Consider the following 24,467-nt stretch of genomic DNA (forward strand, 5'->3'; position numbering starts at 1 on the left):
CATTAGCGCCTTTTTTTATATTAAACCGTTTACTTGCTCGGTTGTGGCTAACCGCTCTAACTCTGGCCTGGCAAAGTAATAGCCCTGAAAGAAACGAATGCCAACACCGGCTAGCCAGTCCAACTCCGCTTTAGTTTCAACCCCTTCTGCCAACACTTTAGTACCTTGCAGTTCGCATTGCGCTAACGTTTGCTCAACAATAAACTGTTTCGCCGGGTTATCCTGAATATTGCGAATAAGCTGCATATCCAGCTTTAAAATATGGGGTTTTAGCTCTATTAACCAATCTAGCGTTGCGTAGCCCGAACCGTAATCGTCAATAGCGGTTTGAAAACCCCGTTTGGCGTAGCTGCGAAAAATACGGTTTAAATGGTCTTTATCCGGAATTTGCTCGCCTTCTGTCACTTCAAACACCAGTTTGTGCAAATCAAAACCATACATATCGGCCGCTTCAATAGTGGCTTTAATACAGGTTTCCGGGTTGTAAACCGCATTAGGTAAGAAGTTAATATGCAAGAAGGTATTACACCCTAACTTTGCCGCGGTTTCGATGGCTTTAACCCGACAAGCTTGGTCAAAATAATATTTATTAGTATCGTTAATCCGCTCAAACACCCAGCGGGCACCCTGACCTTCGGGGCCTCGCACCAGTGCTTCATAACCAAAAACACTTTTGCTTTGCCAGTCAATAATGGGTTGAAATGCCATCCGAATTTGAAAACCCAACGACTTACCACTTAAGCAGTCACTGCAGGTTTGTTGTTTAATTTTTTCGGGAAAATCCATCAACAACCTTTTTTCTATATAAGCAAACTTGTTTAACTTTAGCGATTAATAGCGGAGTTTACCAACTATAAATCAGAAAAAATCGTTAATAATAAGGAACGGTTGTGCGATCAAATATACGAGCTTGGCAACCCCGTTGGCTCAGCTTCTTTTAGCAAAGCCAGTAATTTAACGACGATTTTATAAACCTTCTGCTGCTGCTGTCGTATAACGCTGTTCTTTCGGGCGTGTCGCCATGCAAATACACGCTTGCAACCTTAACTGCTATAGAGCAGGCCAACACTGGCAAGCACTTACCAGAGCTGTATAATAGCAGATAATAATTTATAAGGCCTGATGTCAAGCATGAAATACAAAGACCTACGCGATTTTATAAAACAGCTGGAACAACGAGGCGAATTGGTACGGGTAACCACAGAAGTAGACCCGGTACTGGAAATGACCGAAATTGCCGACCGCACCTTGCGTGCCGGTGGCCCGGCCATATTATTTGAAAACCCGAAAGGTTACAGCATGCCGGTACTGGCCAACCTGTTTGGCACACCACAGCGCGTAGCACTGGGCATGGGCCAGGAAAACGTGTCTGCGCTGCGTGAAGTGGGTAAATTACTGGCTTTTTTAAAAGAACCCGAGCCACCGAAGGGCCTGAAAGATGTTATTAGCAAACTGCCGCTGTTTAAACAGGTGCTGAATATGTCACCACGGCTGGTGAAAAAAGCGGCTTGTCAGCAAGTAGTGTTAACGGGAGACCAGGTAGACTTAAGCACGCTACCTGTAATGACCTGCTGGCCCGGCGACGCGGCACCGCTTATAACCTGGGGGTTAACGGTAACGAAAGGGCCGCATAAAGATCGACAAAATTTGGGTATTTATCGCCAGCAAGTGCTGGCTAAAAATAAGCTTATTATGCGCTGGTTATCACATCGCGGCGGCGCCTTGGACTTTTACGAGTTTCAAAAAGCTAAACCAGGTGAAAATTATCCGGTAGCCGTAGCATTAGGTGCCGACCCAGCGACTATACTGGGCGCAGTAACGCCGGTACCAGACACGCTGTCAGAATATGGTTTTGCCGGCTTATTGCGTGGTGACAACACCGAAGTGGTTAAATGTATTAGCAACGACTTACAGGTGCCGGCCAGCGCCGAAATTGTACTGGAAGGTTATATTGCGCCTGGCGAAATGGCTGCCGAAGGCCCTTATGGCGACCATACCGGTTATTACAACGAAGTTGATAGCTTTCCGGTATTTACCGTAACGCATATTACCATGCGTAAAGACCCTATTTACCACAGCACTTACACCGGTAGGCCGCCGGATGAACCGGCCATTTTAGGGGTGGCATTAAATGAAGTGTTTGTGCCTATATTGCAAAAGCAATTCCCGGAAATTACCGACTTTTACCTGCCACCGGAAGGCTGCTCGTACCGGCTAGCTATTGTTACCATGAAAAAACAATACCCAGGCCATGCCAAACGCGTAATGATGGGGGTATGGTCTTATTTACGCCAGTTTATGTATACCAAATTTGTGATTGTTTGTGATGATGATATTAACGCCCGCGACTGGCAAGACGTTATTTGGGCCATTACCACACGGATGGACCCGGCCAGAGACACTACACTGGTTGAAAATACGCCTATTGATTACCTGGATTTTGCGTCGCCCGTATCAGGCCTTGGCTCTAAAATGGGTATGGATGCGACCAATAAATGGCCTGGCGAAACCAACCGTGAATGGGGCGAGCCTATTGTGATGGACGAAGCCACCAAACAACGAGTCGACACTATTTGGGACAGCCTGGGTATTGTGCTGCCCATAAAGGATACCAAACTGTGAGTTTTAAGGTAACGGTAGAACCAGCAAAGCTGAGCTTTGCCGTGCACAATGGCGAAACCATTCTTAGCGCCGCGCTTAGAAACGGTATCGACTTCCCTAATCGCTGTCGCCAGGGCGTTTGCACCAGTTGTGTCTGCAAACTTAAAAGTGGTGAGGTTCGCTATGCAGAGCCACAACCATTAACCGAACTGGATAAACAGCAGCAGTTTACTTACTGCTGCCTAGCTTACCCGATTACAGATGTTGTATTACATCACCCTTTTATAAGTGGTTAAGTGCCACCTAACTTTTAACCACGTATTTTTGAGAGCGACATGACAGATATTTCGACTAACACCGTGAGCACGCTTGCCACTGCCATTACCTGCGACGTTATTGCTATAGAAGCGCTGACACCCAGCATTAGTAAAGTGATACTAAGCCCGCAACAACCGGCGGCTTACCATGCCGGTCAATACCTGCAATTGCTGTTAAGCGCCGAAGACAAAAGACCGTTTTCTATTGCTAGTATAGCGCAGCATAACCAGCTGGAATTGCACATTGGCACCCCGGCAGGCGATAATTGGTCTGGGGCGGCGCTGGCGCATATACAGCAGCAGCATCGTGCGGGCTTACAGGTAATGGTAGAAGTTGGTTTGGGTGTGGCGCAGCTGCGGCTAAATAGCCAGCGGCCAATCATTTTACTGGCAGGTGGTACCGGGTTTTCTTACGTGTACGCTATAGCACAAGCACTTAGCGAAGCTAAGACCAGCCAACCGGTATATTTGTACTGGGGAGTACGCCAACAAGATGCGCTGTATTATCAACCACAATTACAACACTGGGCCGGGCAAGCTGATAACTTTCATTATATTCCTGTGGTACAGCAGCCAACGGCAGGCTGGCAAGGCCGGACCGGGCTGGTTCATGAAGCCGTATTAGCAGACATTGCCGCACTTGAAGACTACGATATTTATATTGCGGGCCCTTTTGCCATGGCCGGTGTTGCCCGTGAAGCCTTTGCTCAGCAAGGTGCGGTGCGCGAACATATGTTTGCTGATGCCTTTGCTTATATTTAATGTACTCTGTTATTAAAAAAGCGCCCTTTGGGCGCTTTTTTAATAACAGCTTAGTTCTACATAAATTGTTTTTTCATCTGGGCAGCGGGCTTATAGTTTTTTGCGATAGCCTGCTCAAGTAATTGCATACCTTGCTCGCGCTGGCCCTCCAGGATCAATCGGGTGCCGGTCCAGGCCATAACTTCGGCATTATTTAGGCTAAGTAAGTAATTTTCCCACTGCCTATCGTATGCGGCCATTATACGCTGGGCATCGAGGTTGCCGTTTTTAGCGGCTTGCTCCCACCAAAACATACCCGACATTGCCCGCGAAACCTCAATCGACGGAGTAATACTCACCCCTCTTGAGCTAATATCACTGCGCCGGTGCAGTCGGTAAACATCGGCCTCAACGTTACCTTTAAGTTTTAAACCCACTAAGCTGGTTACTTCGCTGCGCGGTTCAAAGTCTGTTTTAATTTGCTCGGTTATTGTGCCATCGGCCGCGACGCGTACCACAGCATATCCCCAAAACCCTTCGAAGCCGACTCGTAAAGCGGCGCGTTTTTCATAGATAGAAAAATCAGCGGCAGCGGCTGTTAGCGGTAACGCTGGGTTATACCAAAAACCATTACCACTTTGAATGTCAATCAGCGACAACAACATACCTAAGGCTAACTGGTGCTGTGGCGAACCGGCTAAAGAGTAAGCCCATAAATTGTGTTCAGTAACCGTAGCCTCTACTGCCGACACCTTTACACCACCGTCTAATGCATAACTTAGTTGCACGTTCATTAAATGCTTTTGGCCACTAGGCTCATAGCGCCAGCGTTTAACCGCTTTCACCGACGCTTTTTCAAACACGTTTTGCGGGTAAGCATCCATGGTATCTACTGCGGCAACCTTGCCTTGCTCATCAACCAAAAAGCGCAGTTTTACATAACCATACTGACCATTCCTAGCCGCACTGATCGGATATTCAGGGCTTACCCGTTTTATTGGTTGCGGCAGGCTAACATCTCTTGGCTTGTCTAAATCTGTCGCCGCAATCACCACGCTACGTTTTAACTGCTCAAAGCGCTGGTTAGCCTGCTCCAGTTGCTGCTCAGTTGCATTTTTGGTTAAATCTGCCAGAACGTCTTTTGCCTGCGGATGTTGAAGCTCTATTGCTAACATAAAATAAGCTATTGCTTCGCTGAGGTCTTTAGCCTGACCTTCACCTTGATAAGCCATAGCACCGAGGTTAAACACCGCTAATTCATTGCCTAAAGGGACAAGTTCAGCAAACTGTTGTTGTGCTTGCGTATAATTTTGATTTTCATATGCTTTTAATGCTTCCAGCATATCGGCCTGAGCGACGCTGCAGCCAAACAACGCCGCTAAAATCCACTTTTTCATTACTTGTTCCTTTTAAATTAACTGTGAACACCTTACCCAAAAAAAATATTATTGCAACCCTTGCTACTTAAATGTTAACAAAACAGTTTTCGCTAATCTGGTATGGCCAGTTATTCTATGCCACAATTAACACACCTGAAATACTTACAGAGTTTAAGCATGACCCATAAAACCGTCATTAAAGTTCGTGGTTACCATTTAGATATCTATCAGCATGTTAACAACGCCCGATATCTGGAGTTTTTGGAAGAAGCCCGCTGGGGTTACCTGGAAGACAGTGGTGACATTGAATGGTTTGCCAAACATAACCTAGCCTGGATTATTGTTAATATCAATATTAACTATCGGGTCGCGGCTGCTATGGGTGATACGCTAGAAGTGGCTACCCGCTTTAGTAAAATTGGCGGCAAAAGTGCTGTTGTCACCCAAGAAGTTCGCATTGCCGGTAAAGATGCCATAGCAGCAGATGCTGAAGTGACCATTGTTTGCCTAGATCAGAAAACCGGGAAAGCCGTTGCCATTGATGGTGAGTTAAAGCAACGCCTCGAGCAGCATATTGCTGAAGCCTGATTAACGTTTACTGTGTTTTTGTAGCGCCTGCTTTTCAATCGTCTTGTTATGCTCAGCTTTATCAGCCTGGCCGGCTGATTCGACTGCCGGGGTCGGCTTAGCTTGCTGATACAGAAAAGAGGTAATTGGTGCGGATGGCGGTGGTTGCGCTGGCCGGCTAAAGGTTGTGTTCAGTAGTAATGCGAGTATTAGGCTGTGAAATAGCAACGCCAGTAGCACAGCAACTCCGTACTCGCGCGCATAAAACGATGTAAAGGATGAGTAAGATTTAACAAAAACGGCTGCACCGGGATCTGACGTTGTTAAGGCTATTTCAGACCAACAGGGCAGCAATTAATTCCGTTATAATATCCACTTAACCGTTACTGCTTATTGTTAATAAGGATTGCTCGGCTGGTAGATGATACTTTGGCTGCCGTCCAGACTAATACGCAGTGGCTCGACATCAGTATGATGGCTGCCAAGCTGATAACGGTCGCCCGGCTGCAAACGGTAACGCAACAAATCATTTATCATCACCGGCTGGCCGCACTCGGTTTGCTCATAGTGCGTTTCTGCATCAACCCGCAAAATATAAACTTCATGCTGCCCTAACACTTCAACCCAGCCATTGCGCTGCACCCAAAGCGCGGTCTTTTCAGATACTCCAATGCCGGTTAAATCTGCTGCTGCATGGTGCGCCAGTAATGTCATCAGGCGCCCCATACGGTCTCGCTGTTTAAAGTGAGTATCGGTAAGGGTACCTTTTAGCAGCGGCGCCTGTAAAAAGTCGCCGCTGAATTTAATATTGGCATCACAAAAGTCTTTAGCGACTTCGCTGGACACTGCGCTGCCAACACCGTCAGGGTTATATACCACCTCACCTAAAATGGCATTTCCGGCCGAGGTGCCGCCGATAATGGCACCTTGCTGGTAGGCGTAATGAAGCTCCTGCTGCAAACGGGTATTTTGCCAAAAGCGGATGTACTCAGACTGATCACCACCGGCAAACCAAATAAATTCGGCACTACGCAGTGCCCAGGCAACGTATTCGCTGTTGGCTTTGTCACGGCTGTCCACAATTAACGTTTCAACCGAGGCAGCTTGCGTTAAGTGCAGCAGGTAATCGTTATAACCTGCACCGCCCTCGGTGCGCAGCACCAACACATTACCACCCTGAATATACGGCCGGACTTTTTCCGCAAACACCGCATCAACATCGGTACTACCGCCCATCAGGATCACGCCCGCCTCTTCCGGTTCAAGCGTGACACAAACGTCGCCAGTGTAACCTAGTGCAAAACGGGTCAGGTTGGCGGGTTTGTCAGGCCGGTTGCCATAGCCACAAGCCTCAGCGTTCGCCATCGACGCTAATTCGCTTTGTAAAGCCGGTTCCGCTGGCGAATTACCGCAACCCTGAAGCAATAGCGCCGCCAGTGAAAAAATAAAAATATTATTGAACATGTTTATTTTCATTTGTCTTACTCAATTCTAAAAAAGTATAAGCCCAGCCAAAGCGTGGGCTTATTGGCCATTACAACTCAGATATTACTTAATATAACTAGTATGGATTTAATGGCGCATAAAAATTTCCACTACGACCGTCAATACTTAGTCGGGTGGGGTTAACCGTGCTGCCATTATTTAACAGGTTATAACTTTGCCCAGGCAACAGTTTGTAACGCAGCAGGTTATTAATAATTACCGGCTGGCCACAACTGGTTTGCTGATACTGGGTTTGGTTGTCAGCACGCAGCACATAGACCTCATTGCTACCATCTACCACGCCATTGCCATTAGCGCTAATAAACAGCGATGTCGCTTCTGATACCGCCACGACTCTACCACTACTGCCTAATTTTGCCTGGAACACCGCTGAGCGCCCCATGCGGTCTCGCTGCTGAAAGTGGGTGTCGGTAATAATGCCGTTTAGCAGCGGTACGTTAAGAAAATTTGTACTGACATTAACGGTTGGATGACAATAATCGGTTACTGCCTCTGAGCTAATAGCACCTAACACACCGTCGGGGTCATATATAAATTGGCCCAGAACGTGATTACCGGCGGAGGTACCACCAACCGCGCCGCCTTTGTTATACACATGCATTAATGCATCTTGCACCTTGGTACCCTGCCACTGATTCAGGTAGTCAGACTGATCACCACCGGCAATAAACACAAACTCGGCACTGCGGATCGCCCAGTCAACATAGTCGCTATTAGCCTTGGTACGGGTATTTATAATTAACGTTTCTACCGAAGCGGCGTCGGTTAGCCCTTGCAGGTAGTCATTATAGGCGGCGCTGCCAGAGGTGCGCAGCACCACAACATTACCACCGTTAATATGCGGTTTTATCCTATTACTAAAAGCCGCATCTACATCTGCACCACCGCCCATTAGTAACAAAGCCGGCGACGTTAAACTGGTGCAAAAATCGCTACCACTACCCAGCAAGGTTGCCGATAAACTACCTGGCTTGGCAGGCCTTGGGCCATAATTACAATTAGCTGGCTCTGGTTCTGGGTCTACGCCACCGCCACCACTAAAATTGACCATCAGCTGGTAGTTACCACTGCCGCTATATCGGGTAACTTTAATATAATGCGGCCCGGCGGGTGAGGCGACGTAACTGCCCATTTCCGGCGTGGCACTGCTTTGCCCTGAGACAATATAATTACCGCTGGCCCGATATAAAAACCAGTCAAAATCCACATTATTGCTATGACTTAAACTCACCGAGATATCGCCGCTAGCGCTGGTGTTAAAATAATACCAGTCCTGATCGGTACGGTTGCCAATAGTAGCCTGTACACTTGCCCCACTGCATAGCGGGCCGTTAGCCGCGCTTTCGTTATTATTTCTCTCACTTTCTTGTAACAAACAGGCCTGCGCATTGCCACAGAGCAATAGTGCAACTACGCCTAATAGACTTAGTGCTTTCATTTTTACGTCCTGCATAGTGTGTTTTTTTAGGAAATGGCCAATACAGGCCAAGTTTTTCGCCAGGCAAATGCCAGGCAAAACTGTTGCAGCTAACTCAGAGGGAGGAGGCTATTCGTCAAACCATTCAGATAAGTGATAGTCTGAGGCACAATTATGCAGATCAGTCGGTTTGGCAACCAACCACAGTATTTCACTGGCTCTACACAATATTGGATTCATAACACAACAAGATGACGGTTTAATTACTATTTAATATTGTCTCGAATAGACATGCTGTCAAGGCAATACGCCAAACAATGTAAAAAAAGCCGACACGTTGCAAAGTTAGCAACAACCTATTTGAGGTAGTGTAACAGTGCAGCCCACTGCTGGTGCTTTTGCTCAACGCTAAGCGCGGCATAAGCCGGACTAGTGGAGGGTAAGGGTAATAACGCTATAGCGCTAGTAAGAGTAAGTTGTGGAATAACCAGTCGGTTAAAGCTTTGCCAGGCTTTATTGCCATTAAACCCAATGGCCACTATTTTTGGGTGCTGCTTTAAAAAGGTTTCAAAATCGTTAGCTTGCTCGGCACGAATGGCACTGTCCAGACTGCCTTGGCGCTGACAGTGGCTAATAACATCCCATAATGCTATTTTGCCCTGCGACAAAGCCTGCAAACGCTGAGAATAACTCAGGGTTTGCTCGAAACCCAGCAACCGGGCCATAATTGGCCAAAATGCGTTACGTGGGTGTGCATAATACTGCTGCTGTTGCAGTGACGCTACCCCAGGCATGCTGCCCAAAATTAATAACGTGCTGCCTGGCTGCGCTACCGCAGACAAACCTGCTATAGCAGGCATTATCGTAATTCAGGCTGATACTGCCGCGCTTTTTGCCAGGCTTGCTGTGCTTGCTGTTGCTCACCCTCTTGTTCAGCCAAATACGCCAGCACCGCATACAAGTAGCCATTACTGGGGTTATCCCGCAGCCAATGTTGAATATGTTTTCGCAGCCGCAATACCGAACGTCCCAGGGTTATCTGCCGTAAATGAGGCCAGGCGGGGGCGATATCTGCCAGTTCCAGCGCTGCTACTAAGCGTTTTTCAGCTGCTTCGGCCTGGCCGGCATTGGCTTCAGCCCAGGCTAAACCCAGGGCAGCGGCTGCCGACTTTCGCTCTTTCGACGGTAGCGCTTGCCAGTAGTCTTGTTGCTGTTCAAACGCCTGGTCACCTGCCAACTGACGTAGAGCCTGCGGATAAATAACAAAGCGTTGTTGTTGCCAGCTGGGCGCATCAAACCAACGTTCCTTAGCCGCCTGCCCGGCGGCAACCAGCAGCGGCTGCCACTGCCCGGCCTGTTGTAAAGCACGCAGATATAACTGACCCAGCCCGGCATCAGGCGCTGTTTGTTGTAACAAAGCCTGCAATATCACTACTGCCTGGCGGGCATTACCCTGCTGCAACAACATGTCTACTTCCAAATACTGGCGGCCAGCATCGTCTTCCGCTAACCCAGCTAATAAGGTTTTTGCCTGCTCAAGCTGGCCAGCATAAAACGCCGCATAAGCTGCAAGTAAGCGTTTTTCGTTGTTAAAGTCACCCGCTAGCAGTGCCTGTTCCAGTTGACTGGCGGCTGCAGGCCATTGCCGCCTTGCATACGCTTGTAAACCATTGGCAAAGGTCAGCCTGGCTTTACGCTGGCGCCGTGAGCGAAAAAAGTTAAATGATATATGCTGCAGGCGCAGTACATACCGTAGCAGTTTAATTACTATGGTAACCACAACAATACCCGCCACCAGTACTATGACAAAACCCAATGCAGTCATTTCAATAACATAACCGGCTAACACCAGTTTTATATAACCCGGATTATTGGTTACCAGCGGCCCGATAAACATCGCCAGCACCAATAAGCCCACTAATAATAGTGCTTTGATCATAATGCCGTCTCCGCCAAGCTTTGCAGATAACTCTGCAATTGCGGGCCACTTTGCAGTGCAGGCCGCTGCGGCGTAGCAACATCAATAGCCGCCAATACCAGTAATTGGGCACTTAATTGCTGTACCGCAGCTTCAGTAGCTTGAAAATGACGTTGTAGCTGATCACTGGCTTGTTGCAGTGCGCTTCGATACACCTCAGATTCAGCAGATAGTGCCGCCTGTTGCGCCAGTAATAGCTGCTGATTAAGGGCAATTCGTACCATTAATTGCTGCTCAGCGGTTAAATTAAAATAATCTTCCGGTACTGCCACTCTGGCCGCAAACAATTGCTGCAGGCTACTGTCCCAATAATACTTCAAGGTGCTACGCCAGTTTTTCAGCTCACCTTGTGGTGCGGCTACCGTGATCTTAAGCGTGGCTTCTTGCTGCTTTAGTGGCAATGCCATACTGCTTTTGCGCATTTGTGCTAACTGCACATATACTGCGGTAAGATCAAGTTGCTTTAGCTCAGCCAGTGCGGTTAAATCAGCTTCAATTGCCTGGCGTACCGTTATTAACGAGGCATCATCCAGTTCAGCAAGTTGCTGCTGAGCCATGTTTAATAAGAGCCGGGCACTGTTGCTATCCTGGTTCAGCCATAGACTGTAATTAGCCCGCTTCAATAAAAACTGAATTTCAGCCAAGGCCCAGTGTCGTGGTGGTGCGCCATCACTTTGCTGCACCAGCTCACGCACTGCTTGCATTTGCTGCTGCAGTTGTTCTTGCTGGCGTTGCTGCTGAGTGCGTAATTGCTGCTCTATGGCACTAAAATTTTGCTGCTGAGCACTCAGGCTTTGTTGTAACTGGCTTTGGCTGCTGCTTAATAGTTCGGCGCTTTGCCGGTTCACGCTCTGCTGCGCCTGTTGTAATTGCTGTTGTTGCTGCTGCATCTGCTGCCACTGCGGCCATAACCAATAACCGGCTACAGCAAGTGCGGCCGCCAATAACAACGAACAACACAATGCCAACCATGCCAGCCCCCGACCGCCGGCTGCCGGCCGCTCGGCTTGTTCGGCAATACGTTTTTTTAATTGCGCAAGTGGAGCTGCTGGATCTTCAGCTACGGTTTTGTCTGCCTGCTCACTCATACCATTTCCTTTTTAAGCTGGATAATTTGCTGCAACAAGGCGTGATCATTGGCGTTCTCAGCCAAGCTAATATGCGAAAGCGCTATGCCCAGCGCCAGTGCCTGCTCCTGCATGCGGGGGCTAACTAACACCCAATGCCGCTGTTGCAACCACGCCTGCCCTGCTGCCGGGATCAGTGCAAACAACTGCTGCAAAATTTCATTACTGGTTGCCACAATACAACGTACTTGCTGTTGCTGCCATAGTTGCCACAACTGATTACCCTCTAACGCTAATGGCACTCTGATATAACTTTGCACATATTTAACGTTAGCACCACGGGCTTGTAATTGCTGTTTAATTAGCTCGCGGCCATTGTTGCCACGTACCACCGCTACCTGTTTATTTTTAACATGCTGTAACTGTGGCAAGGCCAGCAAGCCTTCGCTACGCTGATCGTGCGGTACTATCACCTCTCGCCCGGTCCAGCGCTGCAATAATGTCGCAGTTGTGCTGCCCACTGCCAATAAATGGCCAGTAAGTTGCTCTGGTTTGAGCTGTTGTTGCAGTGCATTTACCGCACTGACACTAACAAAAATAATGAGTTCTGCCTGCTGCAACAACGAAATATCTTTTGCTTTTAACCTTACTTGCTGAGTAGTAATTAACGGCTGATAACTATAAGCAATGCCCTGTTCATCCAGACTGGCCAATAAGTTGTCAGCTTTGCCAGCCGGGCGGGTGATCAAAAATGGCGTGGCTATACTCATTCGTTCGCCTGATATACCTGTTGTAGAATGGCTCCGGCACCTTGTGCCAGCAATTGCTCGGCAACCATCAAGCCCAGCTGCTCGGCAGTGTCTGCACTACCACTATGCTGCGCCCGGATTATCTGGCTGCCATCAAGTGACCCTACCAGTCCCCGCAGTTGCAACTGATTACCATTAAGCGTGGCAAATGCGCCAATAGGCACCTGGCAACCACCTTGTAAGCGGCGATTCATCGCCCGCTCAGCCAGCACACACAGCCGTGTGGCATAATGTTCCAGTGGCGCCAGCAACTGCTGAACGGCAGTATCATCACTGCGACATTCGATACCTACGGCACCTTGGCCATTGGCCGGCAAACTTTGCTCTGGTTCAATGAAGCTGGCAATCCGCGTTGCAAAACCTAACCTTATTAAGCCTGCAGCAGCCAATATAATGGCGGCAAACTCACCGTTATCCAATTTCGCCAGCCGGGTATTAACGTTACCGCGCAAATCGCGTATTGTTAAATCAGGCCGTAGTGCTTTTAACTGACACTGACGACGTAAACTGGACGTTCCTACCACCGCACCAAGCGGCAATTGCGCCAGACTTTGAAACTGATTAGAGACAAACGCATCACGCGGATCTTCCCGCTGGCAAATAGTTTGCAATACCAGGCCATCAGGAAATGCTACTGGCACGTCTTTCATACTGTGTACGGCGATATCAGCCCGGCCATCGAGCATTGCGGTTTCCAGCTCTTTTACAAATAAGCCTTTACCACCAATTTTTGCCAATGGCGTATCCAGTATTTTATCGCCCTGAGTCGACATGGGCACTAGTTCTACCTGTAATGCTGGATGATGGCGCAATAGTTCAGCTTTAACAAACTCGGCTTGCCATAATGCCAAGGCGCTTTTGCGGGTAGCAATACGCACAATCTGGCTCATAATGCGTTATCCTTTACCAGCATTAACCGGCGCTGCAAAAAGCTACTAATATCGGCCACTTCTTGCGCGCACACACTGTGTTCCATCCGGTAATCATGCCAGCTAACAGTAAAACCAAGGTTTTTTAACGCATGAAAGGCTTGCTGGCCAGCGGCTACCGGCACTACCGGGTCTTGTGTGCCATGGCCAATAAATACTGGCGTAGCTTTATTGCTGGTAGTGGCTTCAGCTGAGAGTTTTTCAGCGGCACACAAATAGGTCGACAGTGCCATTACCCCGGCCAGTCGATATGGCAACCGTGCCAATAAATGCAGGGCAACAACACCACCCTGACTAAAGCCAGCCAGTACAATTTTCTCGCTTGGAATGCCATCCGCTATTAACTTATCCAACAACTGCTGCACTGCCGTGGCCGATTCGCGCACCCCGGCCTCATCGGCCCGGTTGCTAAGATCCATGGTTTTTATGTCGTACCAGGCACGCATCCGCATACCACCATTTACCGTTACCGGCCGCTCGGGTGCATGCGGAAATAAAAACCGAATACCGGCATCAGCTGGCAACCGCAACTCTGGCACTATAGGCGCAAAACCGTGGCCGGAATCACCCAGGCCGTGTAACCAAATTACCGCCGCCTTAACGGCCCCCTGCGGCTTAACATCAACAAAAGAAAGCAACGCCATTACTTTGGTCCAGTTTGCTGCGGGCCAAGCACCAGTGGGCTACCCGCTTGTTTCGATGCGACATCGGTTAATAATGTCCAAAATTCAATACCAGTGCGGTTATCAATCCATTGCTGCTCGCGCCATTCAAAGTGATGGCCATTAAATTTAGTTGCCACCCACAGTTGCTGCAACGGTGGTTGTTTATTGATAATAATTTTGCTTTGGTCTGGAAAGGTTATCGACAACAAGCCACCGTGCGATTCATAGTCTAAATCCAGTTCTTGCTGGTCAAGCGCCTCTTCTACCGCTAACAAGGTATTATCGGTTAGTTCATCATATTCATAGTCATTCATCTGCGTCACCTGTTTGCTTTTATCGCTAAGGATGCGATTATAGAGCGTCAAGCCGTTAAAGAAATAGAAACCATGCAAACGAAGCGCACTTTATCTCAGTTTCTTTTGCCTGCCTGCTTTATGTTGGGCAGCATAATGCTAACCGCCTGTGGCCAAAAAGGGCCTCTTACCTTACCACAAGCGGCACCCGAAGTGGCAGCGCCAGCGTCAGAAAAGCCGCTTCAACCAACCGGCAACCGTGAGGACAGTTATGGATCACTTTAATTATCATCACGCTATATTACATGCTGAAGACGTTGATTTAACCACGCTGGCAGCAGAATTTGGTACCCCTTGTTATGTTTATTCCCGTGCCACTATCGAGCGTCATTATCATGCTTTTGCCAGCAGCGCCGCCGCACATCCGCAAAGCTTGGTGTGCTATGCGGTAAAGGCTAATAGCAATTTAGCCGTGTTAAATGTACTGAGCAAACTGGGCAGCGGTTTTGATATTGTCTCTGGTGGTGAATTGCGCCGGGTTATTGCGGCCGGTGGCGACCCGGCGAAAATTGTCTTTTCTGGTGTCGCAAAAACCGCCGATGATATGCGCTTTGCCCTGCAACTGGGCATTAAATGCTTTAATGTTGAATCTGAAGCTGAGTTAGCACGGTTACAACAGGTCGCCAGTGCGCTGAATATGCTGGCACCGGTGTCGCTAAGAGTTAATCCGGACATTGATGCCAAAACCCATCCTTATATTTCAACGGGTTTAAAAGCCAATAAATTTGGCGTTGATATTTTAAAAGCACCTGATATTTATCGGGCCGCCAGCAAAATGAGCCACCTGAAACTGGTTGGGGTAGACTGTCATATCGGTTCGCAATTAACAGAAACCCAACCATTTTTAGAGGCGTTGGAAAAACTGATCTCTTTAATTGATACCCTAAAAAAAGACGGCATAAACCTTAGCCATATCGATATTGGCGGCGGCCTTGGTGTTACTTATGACAAAGAAACGCCCCCTGAGCCTGCAGCCTATATTAACAAAGTAGTTGCACGGCTTCGAGATTACCCAGAGCTGGAACTCATAATGGAACCCGGCCGCGCCATTATGGCCAATGCCGGCATTTTGCTTACCCGGATAGAATATTTAAAACCGGGGCAGGAAAAGCACTTTGCTATTGTCGATGCCGCAATGAACGACTTAATCCGGCCGGCACTGTACAGTGCCTGGCAAAATATTGTGCCGGTTAAACAACACAGTACTGCCAGCGCGCAACTTTACGATGTAGTAGGCCCGGTATGTGAAACCGGCGATTTTCTTGGTAAAGACCGCACACTGGCAGTTAGCCAGGGCGATTTACTGGCGGTGCGCTCGGCCGGCGCTTATGGTTTTACCATGAGCTCTAACTACAACAGCCGGCCGAAAGTGGCCGAAGTAATGGTAGCCGGCAACCGCAGTCATTTAATCCGGGCCCGTGAACAGTGGCAGGATTTATGGCGCGGCGAACAACTGCTGGTTGACGAGAAATAAGGCACTGATGATCATTAACTTTTCGAAAATGCATGGCCTGGGTAACGACTTTATGATGGTCGATAGTGTCAGCCAGAATATTTTTTTAACCAAAGAGCAAATTCGCCAATTAGCTGATCGGAATTTTGGCATAGGGTTCGATCAATTGCTGATGGTAGAACCACCCTATGATCCGGAACTGGATTTCCATTACCGGATTTTTAATGCTGACGGTACCGAAGTAGAACAATGCGGCAATGGTGCCCGTTGCTTCGCCAAATTTGTGCGACACCGTGGCCTGACCAACAAAAATAAAATTCAGGTAAGTACCAAATCTGGCAAAATTACGCTGTATGTAGAACAAGATGGTCAGGTGACGGTGACTATGAACGTACCACAGCTAGATCCGGCACTAGTACCGTTCAAAGCTCAAAAACAAGAAGCCACCTACATTATGCGCGCTGACGAGCATACCGTGCTATGTGGTGTAGTCTCTATGGGTAACCCGCATGCGGTGTTAGAGGTAGATGACATTACCAGCGCTAACGTTGCCATTTTGGGGCCGTTGCTGGAAGGCCATGAACGATTTCCGCAAAAAGCTAATATTGGTTTTATGCAGGTAATAACAGCGCAGCATATTAAACTTCGGGTATGGGAGCGCGGTGTTGGCGAAACTCTGGCTTGCGGTACCGGTGCTTGCGCCGCTGTAGTGGTTGGTCAGCTGCAAAAAAAATTGGGCCAGCAAGTACAGGTAGACTTACCCGGAGGCACCTTGCATATTCGCTGGAATGGCTCGGGCCAGGTGGTAAAAATGACCGGCCCGGCAGAACACGTATTTGATGGACAACTTTCGTTATGACCGATATTTTAGCTCAGGATAAAGACGCCATTGCTACTAGCGTGGTACTGGATTACTTACAGGACCACCCGGAGTTTTTCCAGCAATATCCGCAACTATTACAACAAATGCGCTTACCACATCAGCAACGGGGTAGCATATCGTTAGTAGAGCGGCAGCAGGAATTACAACGGGCAAAAATTGCCGCCCTGGAAGATGATATTACCCGGCTAATGTCGCTTGCCCGGCAAAACGAGCATATTTTTCATGCTTTAAATACGCTGCATTTAAGTTTACTGCAACACCCGACACTGCCCGACGCTGAGCGTGCAGTGCAGCATTTTGCTAAAAGCATGCCGCAAGTGCATGCCTGCCGGCTGGTTTGCCTGCAACCCGACAGCAGCGCCATAAGTCAGTATCAGTTACTGTTAACCAGGCGGCTTAGCAGCGACAATGTTTATCTGGGGCGTTTAAACAAAGAAGAACAGCAGCCGTTATTCGCTGACAGCATTCACTCGGTCGCATTGGTTCAGATTGGTACCGGGCCTGGCCTGGCATTATTAGCCTTTGGCAGTGAGCAAGACGACCACTTTCAGCCAGCAATGGACCGACTGTTTATCCGCCACCTGGCAAAACTACTGGTGTTGGTACTGCCCGGTTATGACCGCAACTGAGCCGCACTGGCAACGCGACATTGAGCAATACCTTAGCTACCTGCGCTTTGAGCGCGGTTACGCCAGCCGCACCTTACAAACCTATCGCCAGCAGCTGAGCCTGCTGGCCAACAGCCTGCCAACTCAGGCAGCCCAAACATTAGACAGTAAACCAGCTGAATTTAGCTGGCATAGCCAAACGGAAAGCAGCCTCCAAAGCTATTTGGCCAATGGCCGCCGCCGCGGCCTTAGTGCCCGCAGCCTGGCTTTGACGGTAGCCTCCTTGCGTGGTCTCTACCGTTATCTGCAGCAACAGCAGCAGCTTAGTGACAATCCGGCACAGTATTTAACGGTTCCGAAACCCAAGGCTACGCTACCGAAAAACGTTGATATTGATACCTTGCAGCATTTGCTCAGCTTTGATAGCAGCACTGATCTATTGGCATGTCGGGACAAAGCCATGCTGGAACTGTTCTATTCCTCCGGCCTGCGCCTGGCAGAGTTAGTCAGTACAAACATCAACGATATCGACTGGCGGCAAAAACTAATCCGGGTGCGCGGTAAAGGCAGCAAAGAGCGGCAAATACCGGTTGGATCGGTAGCGCTATCGGCATTACAACATTGGCTCAGTCAACGCCATTTTTTGCTGGGTGAGGCCACACCAAAAGCGGATCAGCTGGCGCTATTTCTTAGTAAACAGCAGCAGCGAATTTCGGCCCGTCAGGTTCGGCAGCGGGTAAACCACTGGGCTAAAGTGCAGGGGCTGGGCCAGCAACTGCATCCGCATATGCTGCGCCACTCGTTTGCCAGCCATGTACTACAATCAAGCGGCGACCTGCGCGCTGTGCAAGACTTACTGGGCCATGCTAACCTTAGTACCACCCAGGTTTACACCCACCTCGATTTTCAGCATCTGGCGGCGGTGTATGATAACGCTCACCCACGGGCAAAGAAAAAGCCGTAATACTCCGTAAGAACTATAGTAGTCTCACTGGCGTAAATCTTTATAAGTAAAATTACGTTATGTTGAATTCTGGAAAACCCATGCAAGTATTTAAAGCCCTCTCTGCTATTCAGGCATTGTCATTTGATCTAGATGACACGCTTTACCATAACGCGCCGGTGATTGCGGCTGCCGAACAAGCTATGCTTAACGCGTTGGCACAGCAAGCACCCGTTAGTAAAAATAAAGACAGTACCTTTTGGGGCCAGCAGCGCGTACAGCTGGCCAAAATACAGCCAGAAATACGCCATGATATTGGCCGCTGGCGCCTGCTGGGTATTGAAGCCGGGCTGCTTGAATTAGGCTTGCCATACCAAGAGGCTAAACACGTTGCCCAGCATGGTTACGATGCTTTTTTGGAAGCGCGTACAAGAATTAGCGTAACAGCTGACATCACTCAACTATTAACCCTTCTTGCCACACGTTACCGGCTAATTGCCATAACCAATGGTAATGCCTGCATTCATAAAATGGGCATAGGCGGCTTATTTCAATTTAGCTTGCAGGCCGGGCCTGACGGTAAGATGAAGCCCTACCCTGATATGTTTCAGCTGGCATCACAGCGGCTAAAACTGGCCCCAGCGCACATTCTGCATATTGGCGACAGCCACCGCGCCGATGTAATGGGCGCCTTAGCCGTGGGCTGCCAAACCGCCTGGCTGGATCATCACCAGCAAGCAGTAAGTACCTTGCCGCATATCCGCCTGACAGATGTGCGGCAGTTAGGCGCTTTACTGCTACCAAACAACTGACACTGGTTATTTATCCACTAAAAGCCGGCAGCTTTACTTGGCGCACCGGTTTCGCCTGCTATAATGGCCGGCAAATAGTTTACTGAGATGATCTGATGGATGTATCCAACCTGCTGGATGGTTTAAACGATAAACAACGTGACGCGGTGGCAGCGCCGGCGCAGCATATGCTGATATTAGCGGGTGCTGGCAGTGGTAAAACCCGCGTACTGGTGCATCGTTTAGCCTGGTTAATGCAGGTGGAAACTGTCGCCCCATATAGTTTACTGGCGGTAACCTTTACCAATAAAGCAGCTAAAGAAATGCGCGGCCGCATTGAAAGCACTATTGGTGTCAGTTTAAATAATCTGTGGATGGGTACTTTTCATGGCTTATCGCACCGCATGTTACGGGCACACTACCAGCAGGCCGGTTTACCCCAAGGCTTTCAAATCATCGACTCTGACGACCAGTTCCGGTTGGTTAAACGGGTATTAAAAGCTTTAAACCTGGATGAAAAGCACTGGCCTGCTAAGCAAATTCAATGGTTTATTAATGGCCGTAAGGATGACGGCCAGCGCCCGGCGATGATCGATGCTGGCGGTGATTTTAGCATGGTGCAAATGGTGAAAATTTATGCGGCCTATCAGGAAATGTGTGACCGTGCCGGCTTGGTGGATTTTGCTGAAATTTTGCTACGTAGTTTTGAGTTATTAAAAAAACATGATGATGTACGGTCTCATTATCAGCAGCGTTTTAGACATATTCTGGTAGACGAGTTTCAGGATACTAATGCGATTCAGTATAATTGGCTGCGCTTGTTGGCAGGCAATGCTGCCAGGGTAATGATCGTTGGCGATGATGATCAGTCTATTTACGGCTGGCGCGGTGCCAGGGTAGAGAATATTCAGCAATTTTTACGCGACTTTGATGGCGCCGAAACTATCCGGCTGGAACAAAATTACCGCTCTACTGCCACCATTTTAAAAGCCGCTAATGCCGTTATTGCCAATAACAGCGGCCGGCTCGGTAAAGATTTATGGACCGATGGCGTTGAGGGCGAAACGATTTCGCTGTATACCGCTTTTAACGAATTAGACGAAGCACGCTTTATTGTGTCGCGCATTCGCAGTTGGCATAACCAGGGTGGCGCACTAATAGAAAGCGCTATTTTATATCGTAATAACGCCCAATCACGGGTGCTGGAAGAAGCCCTTATTCAGGAAGGGTTGCATTATCGTATTTATGGCGGCCTTCGTTTTTATGAACGACAAGAAATTAAAGACGCGCTGGCGTATTTACGACTGGTCAGCAATCGCCAGGATGATGCCGCAATGGAACGTATTATTAATACACCGGCACGCGGTATTGGTGATACCACGATGAATAAAGTTCGGCTGCATGCCCGTGCCGAGCAGCAAACGCTGTGGCAAGCCTTGCAGCAAATGCTGCAACAAAAACAACTGAGCGGCCGGGCGGCCAACGCCATTGAACAGTTTATGCAGTTAATTGACCGGCTGGAACAAGAGTTAACCGATTTACCGCTGTTTGAACAAGCCGAGCATATTATTAAGCAATCTGGCTTGTACGCTATGTACCAAGCTGAAAAAGGCGAAAAAGCGCAAACCCGCATAGAAAACTTAAACGAACTGGTCACTGCCTGTCAGAATTTTAACAGCAACACGACAGAAGAAATGACACCGCTGGCGGCTTTTTTATCGCAAGCTGCGCTGGAAGCAGGTGATTATCAGGCGGAAGAGCATTCCGATGCCGTGCAACTCATGACGTTACACAGCGCTAAAGGCCTGGAGTTCCCACTGGTATTTATGTGCGGTTTGGAAGAAGGTATGTTCCCAAGCCAACAAAGTGGTGATGACCCAACCCGCTTAGAAGAAGAACGTCGCCTCTGTTATGTGGGCATGACCCGCGCCATGCAAAAACTCTATTTATGCCACGCCGAAAGCCGGCGCTTATACGGCCAGGAGCAATACCATAAACCTTCACGCTTTATCCGGGAAATCCCGGCTGAATATCTGGATGAAATCCGCTTAACAACTCAAGTTAGCCGGCCTGTTCAGTCTAACCGGTTTGGCAGTGCAGCCAGCCATGTTGCTTTTGAAAGCACCGGCTTTAAACTGGGTCAGCGCGTGTTACACGACAAGTTTGGTGAAGGCACGGTGTTAAACTATGAAGGTACCGGCCCACAATCGCGCATTCAGGTTAATTTTGACCAGCTGGGTAGTAAATGGCTGGTTACTGCCTATGCCCGATTGCAGGCTGTTGATTAAATGCCGTTACTGGCACTTTTACGGCCGCTATTGGCTGAAGCCTCTGCTCGGCATCTTCGTTTACCGGTACTGTTGCAAGGCGAGCAAAATGCCGTGTTACTCCTTTGCCATAAGGTCGTTGAGCAGCTAAAACCCAAAACGCATTATTGGTTGGGCGAGCAGGCGCCACCAGGCAGTATTATTCTTAAAGCTGGCAATAATTATCAGTTACTGGGTAGTGAATGCGATCTGTTAATTATAAATGCCTTTAATGGTTTGAATGCCGATTTGGTTGCAGCCAGTGCCGGGTGTTTACGTGCAGGAGGCCTATGGTTGATACTGGCGCCACCTGATGCGCAGTGGTGCCAGCAAGCCAACCCTGCGCATGCTTCATTATTACCCTATCCTTTTAAGGCTGCTGAGCATAACGGCCAGTTTATCCGCTTTTGGTTAGCCCGGCTGGCTAATTGTCCGCTACTAAAACTCAGCCTCGCTAATGAGCAGCTCAGTATTAGCCAAGCAATAACACTACCGGAATTTAAGCCGGTGCCGCAACCAACAAAACCTTATGCCAGCGCAGATCAACAGCTTGCAGTAGCTGCAATTATTAAGGTAGTAACGGGTCACCGTAAACGTCCATTAGTATTAATTGCCGATCGTGGCCGGGGTAAATCGGCAGCGCTGGGTATTGCTGCAGCGCAGTTAGTTAAACAAGGTAAGCAATATATAGTGATAACTGGCGCTAGCCCTAATGCTACCACCACTGCTTTGCAGCATTATCAGCAACTAATGCCTACCACTACAGGGCTGCACTTTATGGCTATTGATCAGCTGCTGCAGCAACAACCAAATCTTGATTTATTATTGATAGATGAAGCAGCAGCACTGCCAACCAACATATTAAAGCAACTTGCCGATCGCTACAGCCGTATTGTATTTGCAACAACTGAGCATGGTTATGAAGGTACCGGTCGCGGCTTTCAATTGCGCTTTCAGGCATATTTAAACCAGAACCAACCTGGCTGGCGTCGTTTACAACTTAGCCAAGCTATTCGTTATCAGCAACAAGACCCATTGGAACAGCTCGTTTTTCATAGTTTCTTATTACAACAGCCTGACGCCACCCTACATTATCAGCCAGACTTAACTTTGCAGGTACGTCAATATCGTCATAGCGACTGGTTAGCAAACTCAGAGCAACTACTGGCAGTGTTTCATCTGTTAAGCCAGGCCCATTACCAAACTCAAATAAAAGACTTAGCAGCGCTTTTAGATAACCCGCAGCTACGGGTAATGGCTTTATATCAGCAAGACCAACTACTAGCCTGTGCCTTATTAAGCTTTGAAGGGGAACTCCCTCTACCACTTTGCCAGCAAATTTATCAGGGCAAACGACGAGTACATGGTCATTTACTGGCTCAAAGCCTGGCGTTTCATCTGGCTCAGCCACAACTTGCCAGCCAAGCTCTGGTGCGGGTTATGCGAATTGCCGTTGCAGCGCCATTTCAACGCAATGGGTTGGGCAGTAAATTACTGCAGCAAATAGCCAGCGTACTTAAGGCTGAAAACATTGCCTGGCTGGGGACTAGTTTTGGTGTTAGTGACACTTTACTGTCTTTTTGGGAAAAGGCAGGGTTTATACCCGTTCGGCTAAGTCACTTTGCTGACAATGCCAGTAGCGAGCCTTCTATATTAATGTTGCAACCACTTAATGCAGCCGTTGAACCAGCACATTTTTTACAGCAACAATTAGGATACGAGTTATATCAGACCCTTATGGAGTATCCGGAAAACCTCAGTTTTACTGTCATTAAACGGTTGATCATCACACCAGCAGGAGGCTTGAGTGAAGCAGAACAGCAGCAAGTTCAACTTTTTGCTGCAGGTCAGCGTCCTTATCAGTTAGTCGCATCCTTACTAGTGGTCTGGTTTAATCAGCATTATAGGCAACTTGAACCTGCAGCAGCCGCTGTTTTAGCCGCTCGTTTATGGCAAAAACAGGGTTGGCAAATAATTTGCCAACGTTTTCAACTGACGGGCCAAGCAGCATGTATTAAACTGATACAGCAACAACTTAACGCATTAGAAAGTATTCCAAGCGACTAATACTGTTTTCAGCTTCAGAAAAATGCTAATGTGCGACGATTTATTTGAATACTGTTGATACTATATTTCTATGACGATGATAACGCCGTTACTAATAAGCCTTGCTGCCAGTAGTTTTTCAGGCTATAGCCAAACTGAAATACGCACTTTACAATACGCGGTAGATAGCCATGCCTACAGCACCGCCCTAGAACATTTCTATCAACACTGTAATGAACTCGACGCAGCGCAATTCATGGTTAAAAAACCTGATAACAGCCGGTTTTTTAACTTATTAGAACAACAATTACAACTCGATATAAATCAGTTCACTGAAAATGTTGTAGGTAATACAAGGCTGCATCAACGCGTAGCAAACAACATCCTGCTTACTGATTGCACTGACCATGCTAACTATCAACAGGTACTCGATAAATATGAGTTAGCATTATTCGCTTTGGAAATCGCTACACCTGTTAAAGTAAGTAAAGACAGCAGTAGTGTTAAATGGCAAAAGCAAAAGTCGGTAATGAAACAACAGGCAAGCGAACTATTACAGCGCAGCAAAGCAGTTGCATTAGTGAGTATTGTCGATCGCAACAGCCTTAGCTCGCTGGAGCAAAGTAATTTTTTGCATCCTGAATATAAAGGCCAATATATTTATAAACTGGAACAAGGCTGGCGCAATATTCCCTCTAAATATATGGGCATGCAGAGCTATCTGACGGAACAACAATATACAAAAAGCCCTAAAAGCTGGTTATTGTTGTTAGACCAGCATAATCAATTTATTAAAGTATTTAGCGAAGCTGATGTGCAAGTGTATCTTCAGTTACTTGGCAAAGCAGAATGGCATTTCGACAATCAGGGTAACCTGCAACGTAAATAATTAAATTCCTTTCCAAGCTACCTTAGTCTTTCCTTAAAAACTATAAATTCATCTTAACCCCCGTTGACAAAGGGGGTTGCTTAGTGGCAACTAAGAGCAACGGCTATCTTAGTGGATCGTAGCCAATAAAAAAGCCCCAGCTCTTACGAGAGGGGCTTATTTATTGAATTGGGAGCCTGGCGGTGTACTACTCTCGCATGGCGAATGCCACACTACCAT

25 protein-coding genes are annotated in these 24,467 nt (G+C 48.1%); 13 read left to right on the plus strand and 12 right to left on the minus strand.

Annotated features, from left to right (window positions below; all coding sequences use genetic code 11):
• Positions 1-15 precede the first annotated feature (15 nt).
• The gene (locus VT06_RS14970; protein WP_046555138.1) at positions 16-786 is read right to left on the minus strand and encodes an EAL domain-containing protein; all 771 of its coding nucleotides are present in this window, start codon (positions 784-786) and stop codon (positions 16-18) included.
• Positions 787-1,131: 345 nt separating this feature from the next.
• Here VT06_RS14970 and ubiD point away from each other — a divergent pair, with 345 nt between their 5' ends.
• The 3 genes from ubiD to fre are packed head-to-tail and all read left to right on the plus strand — an operon-like array spanning position 1,132 to position 3,680.
• Complete coding sequence (ubiD, locus tag VT06_RS14975; RefSeq protein WP_046555139.1) at positions 1,132-2,622, plus strand: 4-hydroxy-3-polyprenylbenzoate decarboxylase; 1,491 nt, start codon at positions 1,132-1,134, stop codon at positions 2,620-2,622.
• Entirely contained in the window at positions 2,619-2,897 is a 279-nt protein-coding gene (locus VT06_RS14980) for a 2Fe-2S iron-sulfur cluster-binding protein (protein WP_046555140.1), read from the plus strand. The genes ubiD and VT06_RS14980 overlap by 4 nt, the downstream gene beginning before the upstream one ends.
• 39 nt (positions 2,898-2,936) lie before the next feature.
• A complete protein-coding gene (gene fre / locus VT06_RS14985; RefSeq protein ID WP_046555141.1) occupies positions 2,937-3,680 on the plus strand; it encodes an NAD(P)H-flavin reductase in 744 nt (247 codons plus the stop codon).
• Positions 3,681-3,736: 56 nt separating this feature from the next.
• On the opposite strand, the gene VT06_RS17625 is transcribed toward fre, so the two are convergent.
• Complete coding sequence (locus VT06_RS17625) at positions 3,737-5,056, minus strand: energy transducer TonB (protein WP_052750299.1); 1,320 nt, start codon at positions 5,054-5,056, stop codon at positions 3,737-3,739.
• 159 nt (positions 5,057-5,215) lie between these two features.
• Between VT06_RS17625 and VT06_RS14995 the strand changes: the two genes are divergently transcribed.
• Positions 5,216-5,626, plus strand: a complete 411-nt coding sequence (locus VT06_RS14995) for a thioesterase family protein (protein WP_046555163.1) — start codon at positions 5,216-5,218, stop codon at positions 5,624-5,626.
• On the opposite strand, the gene VT06_RS15000 is transcribed toward VT06_RS14995, so the two are convergent.
• The 10 genes from VT06_RS15000 to cyaY all read right to left on the minus strand — a co-directional run bounded on the left by VT06_RS15000 (position 5,627) and on the right by cyaY (position 14,290).
• Entirely contained in the window at positions 5,627-5,845 is a 219-nt protein-coding gene (locus VT06_RS15000) for a hypothetical protein (RefSeq protein WP_152659039.1), read from the minus strand. It lies immediately after the preceding gene.
• A 156-nt stretch (positions 5,846-6,001) separates the two neighbouring features.
• The gene (locus VT06_RS15005) at positions 6,002-7,069 is read right to left on the minus strand and encodes a cyanophycinase (RefSeq protein ID WP_161795044.1); all 1,068 of its coding nucleotides are present in this window, start codon (positions 7,067-7,069) and stop codon (positions 6,002-6,004) included.
• A gap of 97 nt (positions 7,070-7,166) precedes the next feature.
• Complete coding sequence (locus tag VT06_RS15010; protein ID WP_046555143.1) at positions 7,167-8,549, minus strand: Type 1 glutamine amidotransferase-like domain-containing protein; 1,383 nt, start codon at positions 8,547-8,549, stop codon at positions 7,167-7,169.
• Positions 8,550-8,884: 335 nt separating this feature from the next.
• Entirely contained in the window at positions 8,885-9,388 is a 504-nt protein-coding gene (locus VT06_RS15015) for a DNA-deoxyinosine glycosylase (RefSeq protein ID WP_046555144.1), read from the minus strand.
• Complete coding sequence (locus VT06_RS15020) at positions 9,388-10,467, minus strand: heme biosynthesis HemY N-terminal domain-containing protein (RefSeq protein ID WP_046555145.1); 1,080 nt, start codon at positions 10,465-10,467, stop codon at positions 9,388-9,390. The genes VT06_RS15015 and VT06_RS15020 overlap by 1 nt, the downstream gene beginning before the upstream one ends.
• Entirely contained in the window at positions 10,464-11,594 is a 1,131-nt protein-coding gene (locus VT06_RS15025; protein ID WP_046555146.1) for a uroporphyrinogen-III C-methyltransferase, read from the minus strand. The genes VT06_RS15020 and VT06_RS15025 overlap by 4 nt, the downstream gene beginning before the upstream one ends.
• Positions 11,591-12,343: a uroporphyrinogen-III synthase gene (locus tag VT06_RS15030; protein WP_046555147.1), complete on the minus strand. Its 753-nt coding sequence runs from the start codon at positions 12,341-12,343 to the stop codon at positions 11,591-11,593. The genes VT06_RS15025 and VT06_RS15030 overlap by 4 nt, the downstream gene beginning before the upstream one ends.
• Positions 12,340-13,272 carry a hydroxymethylbilane synthase gene (gene hemC / locus VT06_RS15035; protein WP_046555148.1) on the minus strand — a complete coding sequence of 311 codons (933 nt, stop codon included), beginning with the start codon at positions 13,270-13,272 and terminating at the stop codon, positions 12,340-12,342. Before hemC ends, VT06_RS15030 begins: the two co-directional genes overlap by 4 nt.
• The gene (locus tag VT06_RS15040; protein WP_046555149.1) at positions 13,269-13,955 is read right to left on the minus strand and encodes an alpha/beta hydrolase; all 687 of its coding nucleotides are present in this window, start codon (positions 13,953-13,955) and stop codon (positions 13,269-13,271) included. The genes hemC and VT06_RS15040 overlap by 4 nt, the downstream gene beginning before the upstream one ends.
• Entirely contained in the window at positions 13,955-14,290 is a 336-nt protein-coding gene (gene cyaY, locus VT06_RS15045) for an iron donor protein CyaY (protein ID WP_046555150.1), read from the minus strand. The genes VT06_RS15040 and cyaY overlap by 1 nt, the downstream gene beginning before the upstream one ends.
• 120 nt (positions 14,291-14,410) lie before the next feature.
• Between cyaY and VT06_RS18855 the strand changes: the two genes are divergently transcribed.
• From VT06_RS18855 to VT06_RS15090, 9 genes are all read left to right on the plus strand, one after another.
• Positions 14,411-14,554, plus strand: a complete 144-nt coding sequence (locus tag VT06_RS18855) for a lipoprotein (RefSeq protein WP_369796923.1) — start codon at positions 14,411-14,413, stop codon at positions 14,552-14,554.
• Entirely contained in the window at positions 14,541-15,803 is a 1,263-nt protein-coding gene (gene lysA / locus VT06_RS15055; RefSeq protein WP_046555152.1) for a diaminopimelate decarboxylase, read from the plus strand. The genes VT06_RS18855 and lysA overlap by 14 nt, the downstream gene beginning before the upstream one ends.
• A gap of 7 nt (positions 15,804-15,810) precedes the next feature.
• Positions 15,811-16,641, plus strand: coding sequence for a diaminopimelate epimerase (dapF, locus tag VT06_RS15060; RefSeq protein ID WP_046555153.1), 831 nt, complete (start codon positions 15,811-15,813; stop codon positions 16,639-16,641).
• Positions 16,638-17,294 carry a DUF484 family protein gene (locus tag VT06_RS15065; protein WP_046555154.1) on the plus strand — a complete coding sequence of 219 codons (657 nt, stop codon included), beginning with the start codon at positions 16,638-16,640 and terminating at the stop codon, positions 17,292-17,294. The genes dapF and VT06_RS15065 overlap by 4 nt, the downstream gene beginning before the upstream one ends.
• Entirely contained in the window at positions 17,281-18,237 is a 957-nt protein-coding gene (locus VT06_RS15070) for a tyrosine recombinase XerC (RefSeq protein ID WP_046555155.1), read from the plus strand. The genes VT06_RS15065 and VT06_RS15070 overlap by 14 nt, the downstream gene beginning before the upstream one ends.
• 80 nt (positions 18,238-18,317) lie before the next feature.
• Entirely contained in the window at positions 18,318-19,028 is a 711-nt protein-coding gene (locus VT06_RS15075) for an HAD-IA family hydrolase (protein WP_046555156.1), read from the plus strand.
• A 95-nt stretch (positions 19,029-19,123) separates the two neighbouring features.
• Positions 19,124-21,295 (plus strand): DNA helicase II, encoded by a 2,172-nt coding sequence (uvrD, locus tag VT06_RS15080; protein WP_046555157.1) that lies wholly within the window; start codon positions 19,124-19,126, stop codon positions 21,293-21,295.
• Positions 21,296-23,380, plus strand: a complete 2,085-nt coding sequence (locus VT06_RS15085; RefSeq protein ID WP_046555158.1) for a GNAT family N-acetyltransferase — start codon at positions 21,296-21,298, stop codon at positions 23,378-23,380.
• A gap of 70 nt (positions 23,381-23,450) precedes the next feature.
• Entirely contained in the window at positions 23,451-24,248 is a 798-nt protein-coding gene (locus VT06_RS15090; RefSeq protein ID WP_046555159.1) for a hypothetical protein, read from the plus strand.
• Positions 24,249-24,467 lie beyond the last annotated feature (219 nt).

The sequence above is a fragment of the Arsukibacterium sp. MJ3 genome (assembly GCF_000987765.1).
GTDB lineage: Bacteria > Pseudomonadota > Gammaproteobacteria > Enterobacterales > Alteromonadaceae > Alishewanella.

Coding starts and splice junctions, on each gene's coding strand:
- VT06_RS14970 (WP_046555138.1), bottom strand. CDS start 786: ATGGATTTTCCCGAAAAAATTAAACAACAAACCTGCAGTGACTGCTTA.
- ubiD (WP_046555139.1), top strand. CDS start 1,132: ATGAAATACAAAGACCTACGCGATTTTATAAAACAGCTGGAACAACGA.
- fre (WP_046555141.1), top strand. CDS start 2,937: ATGACAGATATTTCGACTAACACCGTGAGCACGCTTGCCACTGCCATT.
- VT06_RS17625 (WP_052750299.1), bottom strand. CDS start 5,056: ATGAAAAAGTGGATTTTAGCGGCGTTGTTTGGCTGCAGCGTCGCTCAG.
- VT06_RS14995 (WP_046555163.1), top strand. CDS start 5,216: ATGACCCATAAAACCGTCATTAAAGTTCGTGGTTACCATTTAGATATC.
- VT06_RS15005 (WP_161795044.1), bottom strand. CDS start 7,069: ATGTTCAATAATATTTTTATTTTTTCACTGGCGGCGCTATTGCTTCAG.
- VT06_RS15010 (WP_046555143.1), bottom strand. CDS start 8,549: ATGAAAGCACTAAGTCTATTAGGCGTAGTTGCACTATTGCTCTGTGGC.
- VT06_RS15015 (WP_046555144.1), bottom strand. CDS start 9,388: ATGCCTGCTATAGCAGGTTTGTCTGCGGTAGCGCAGCCAGGCAGCACG.
- VT06_RS15020 (WP_046555145.1), bottom strand. CDS start 10,467: ATGATCAAAGCACTATTATTAGTGGGCTTATTGGTGCTGGCGATGTTT.
- VT06_RS15025 (WP_046555146.1), bottom strand. CDS start 11,594: ATGAGTGAGCAGGCAGACAAAACCGTAGCTGAAGATCCAGCAGCTCCA.
- VT06_RS15030 (WP_046555147.1), bottom strand. CDS start 12,343: ATGAGTATAGCCACGCCATTTTTGATCACCCGCCCGGCTGGCAAAGCT.
- hemC (WP_046555148.1), bottom strand. CDS start 13,272: ATGAGCCAGATTGTGCGTATTGCTACCCGCAAAAGCGCCTTGGCATTA.
- VT06_RS15040 (WP_046555149.1), bottom strand. CDS start 13,955: ATGGCGTTGCTTTCTTTTGTTGATGTTAAGCCGCAGGGGGCCGTTAAG.
- cyaY (WP_046555150.1), bottom strand. CDS start 14,290: ATGAATGACTATGAATATGATGAACTAACCGATAATACCTTGTTAGCG.
- VT06_RS18855 (WP_369796923.1), top strand. CDS start 14,411: ATGTTGGGCAGCATAATGCTAACCGCCTGTGGCCAAAAAGGGCCTCTT.
- lysA (WP_046555152.1), top strand. CDS start 14,541: ATGGATCACTTTAATTATCATCACGCTATATTACATGCTGAAGACGTT.
- dapF (WP_046555153.1), top strand. CDS start 15,811: ATGATCATTAACTTTTCGAAAATGCATGGCCTGGGTAACGACTTTATG.
- VT06_RS15065 (WP_046555154.1), top strand. CDS start 16,638: ATGACCGATATTTTAGCTCAGGATAAAGACGCCATTGCTACTAGCGTG.
- VT06_RS15070 (WP_046555155.1), top strand. CDS start 17,281: ATGACCGCAACTGAGCCGCACTGGCAACGCGACATTGAGCAATACCTT.
- VT06_RS15075 (WP_046555156.1), top strand. CDS start 18,318: ATGCAAGTATTTAAAGCCCTCTCTGCTATTCAGGCATTGTCATTTGAT.
- uvrD (WP_046555157.1), top strand. CDS start 19,124: ATGGATGTATCCAACCTGCTGGATGGTTTAAACGATAAACAACGTGAC.
- VT06_RS15085 (WP_046555158.1), top strand. CDS start 21,296: ATGCCGTTACTGGCACTTTTACGGCCGCTATTGGCTGAAGCCTCTGCT.
- VT06_RS15090 (WP_046555159.1), top strand. CDS start 23,451: ATGACGATGATAACGCCGTTACTAATAAGCCTTGCTGCCAGTAGTTTT.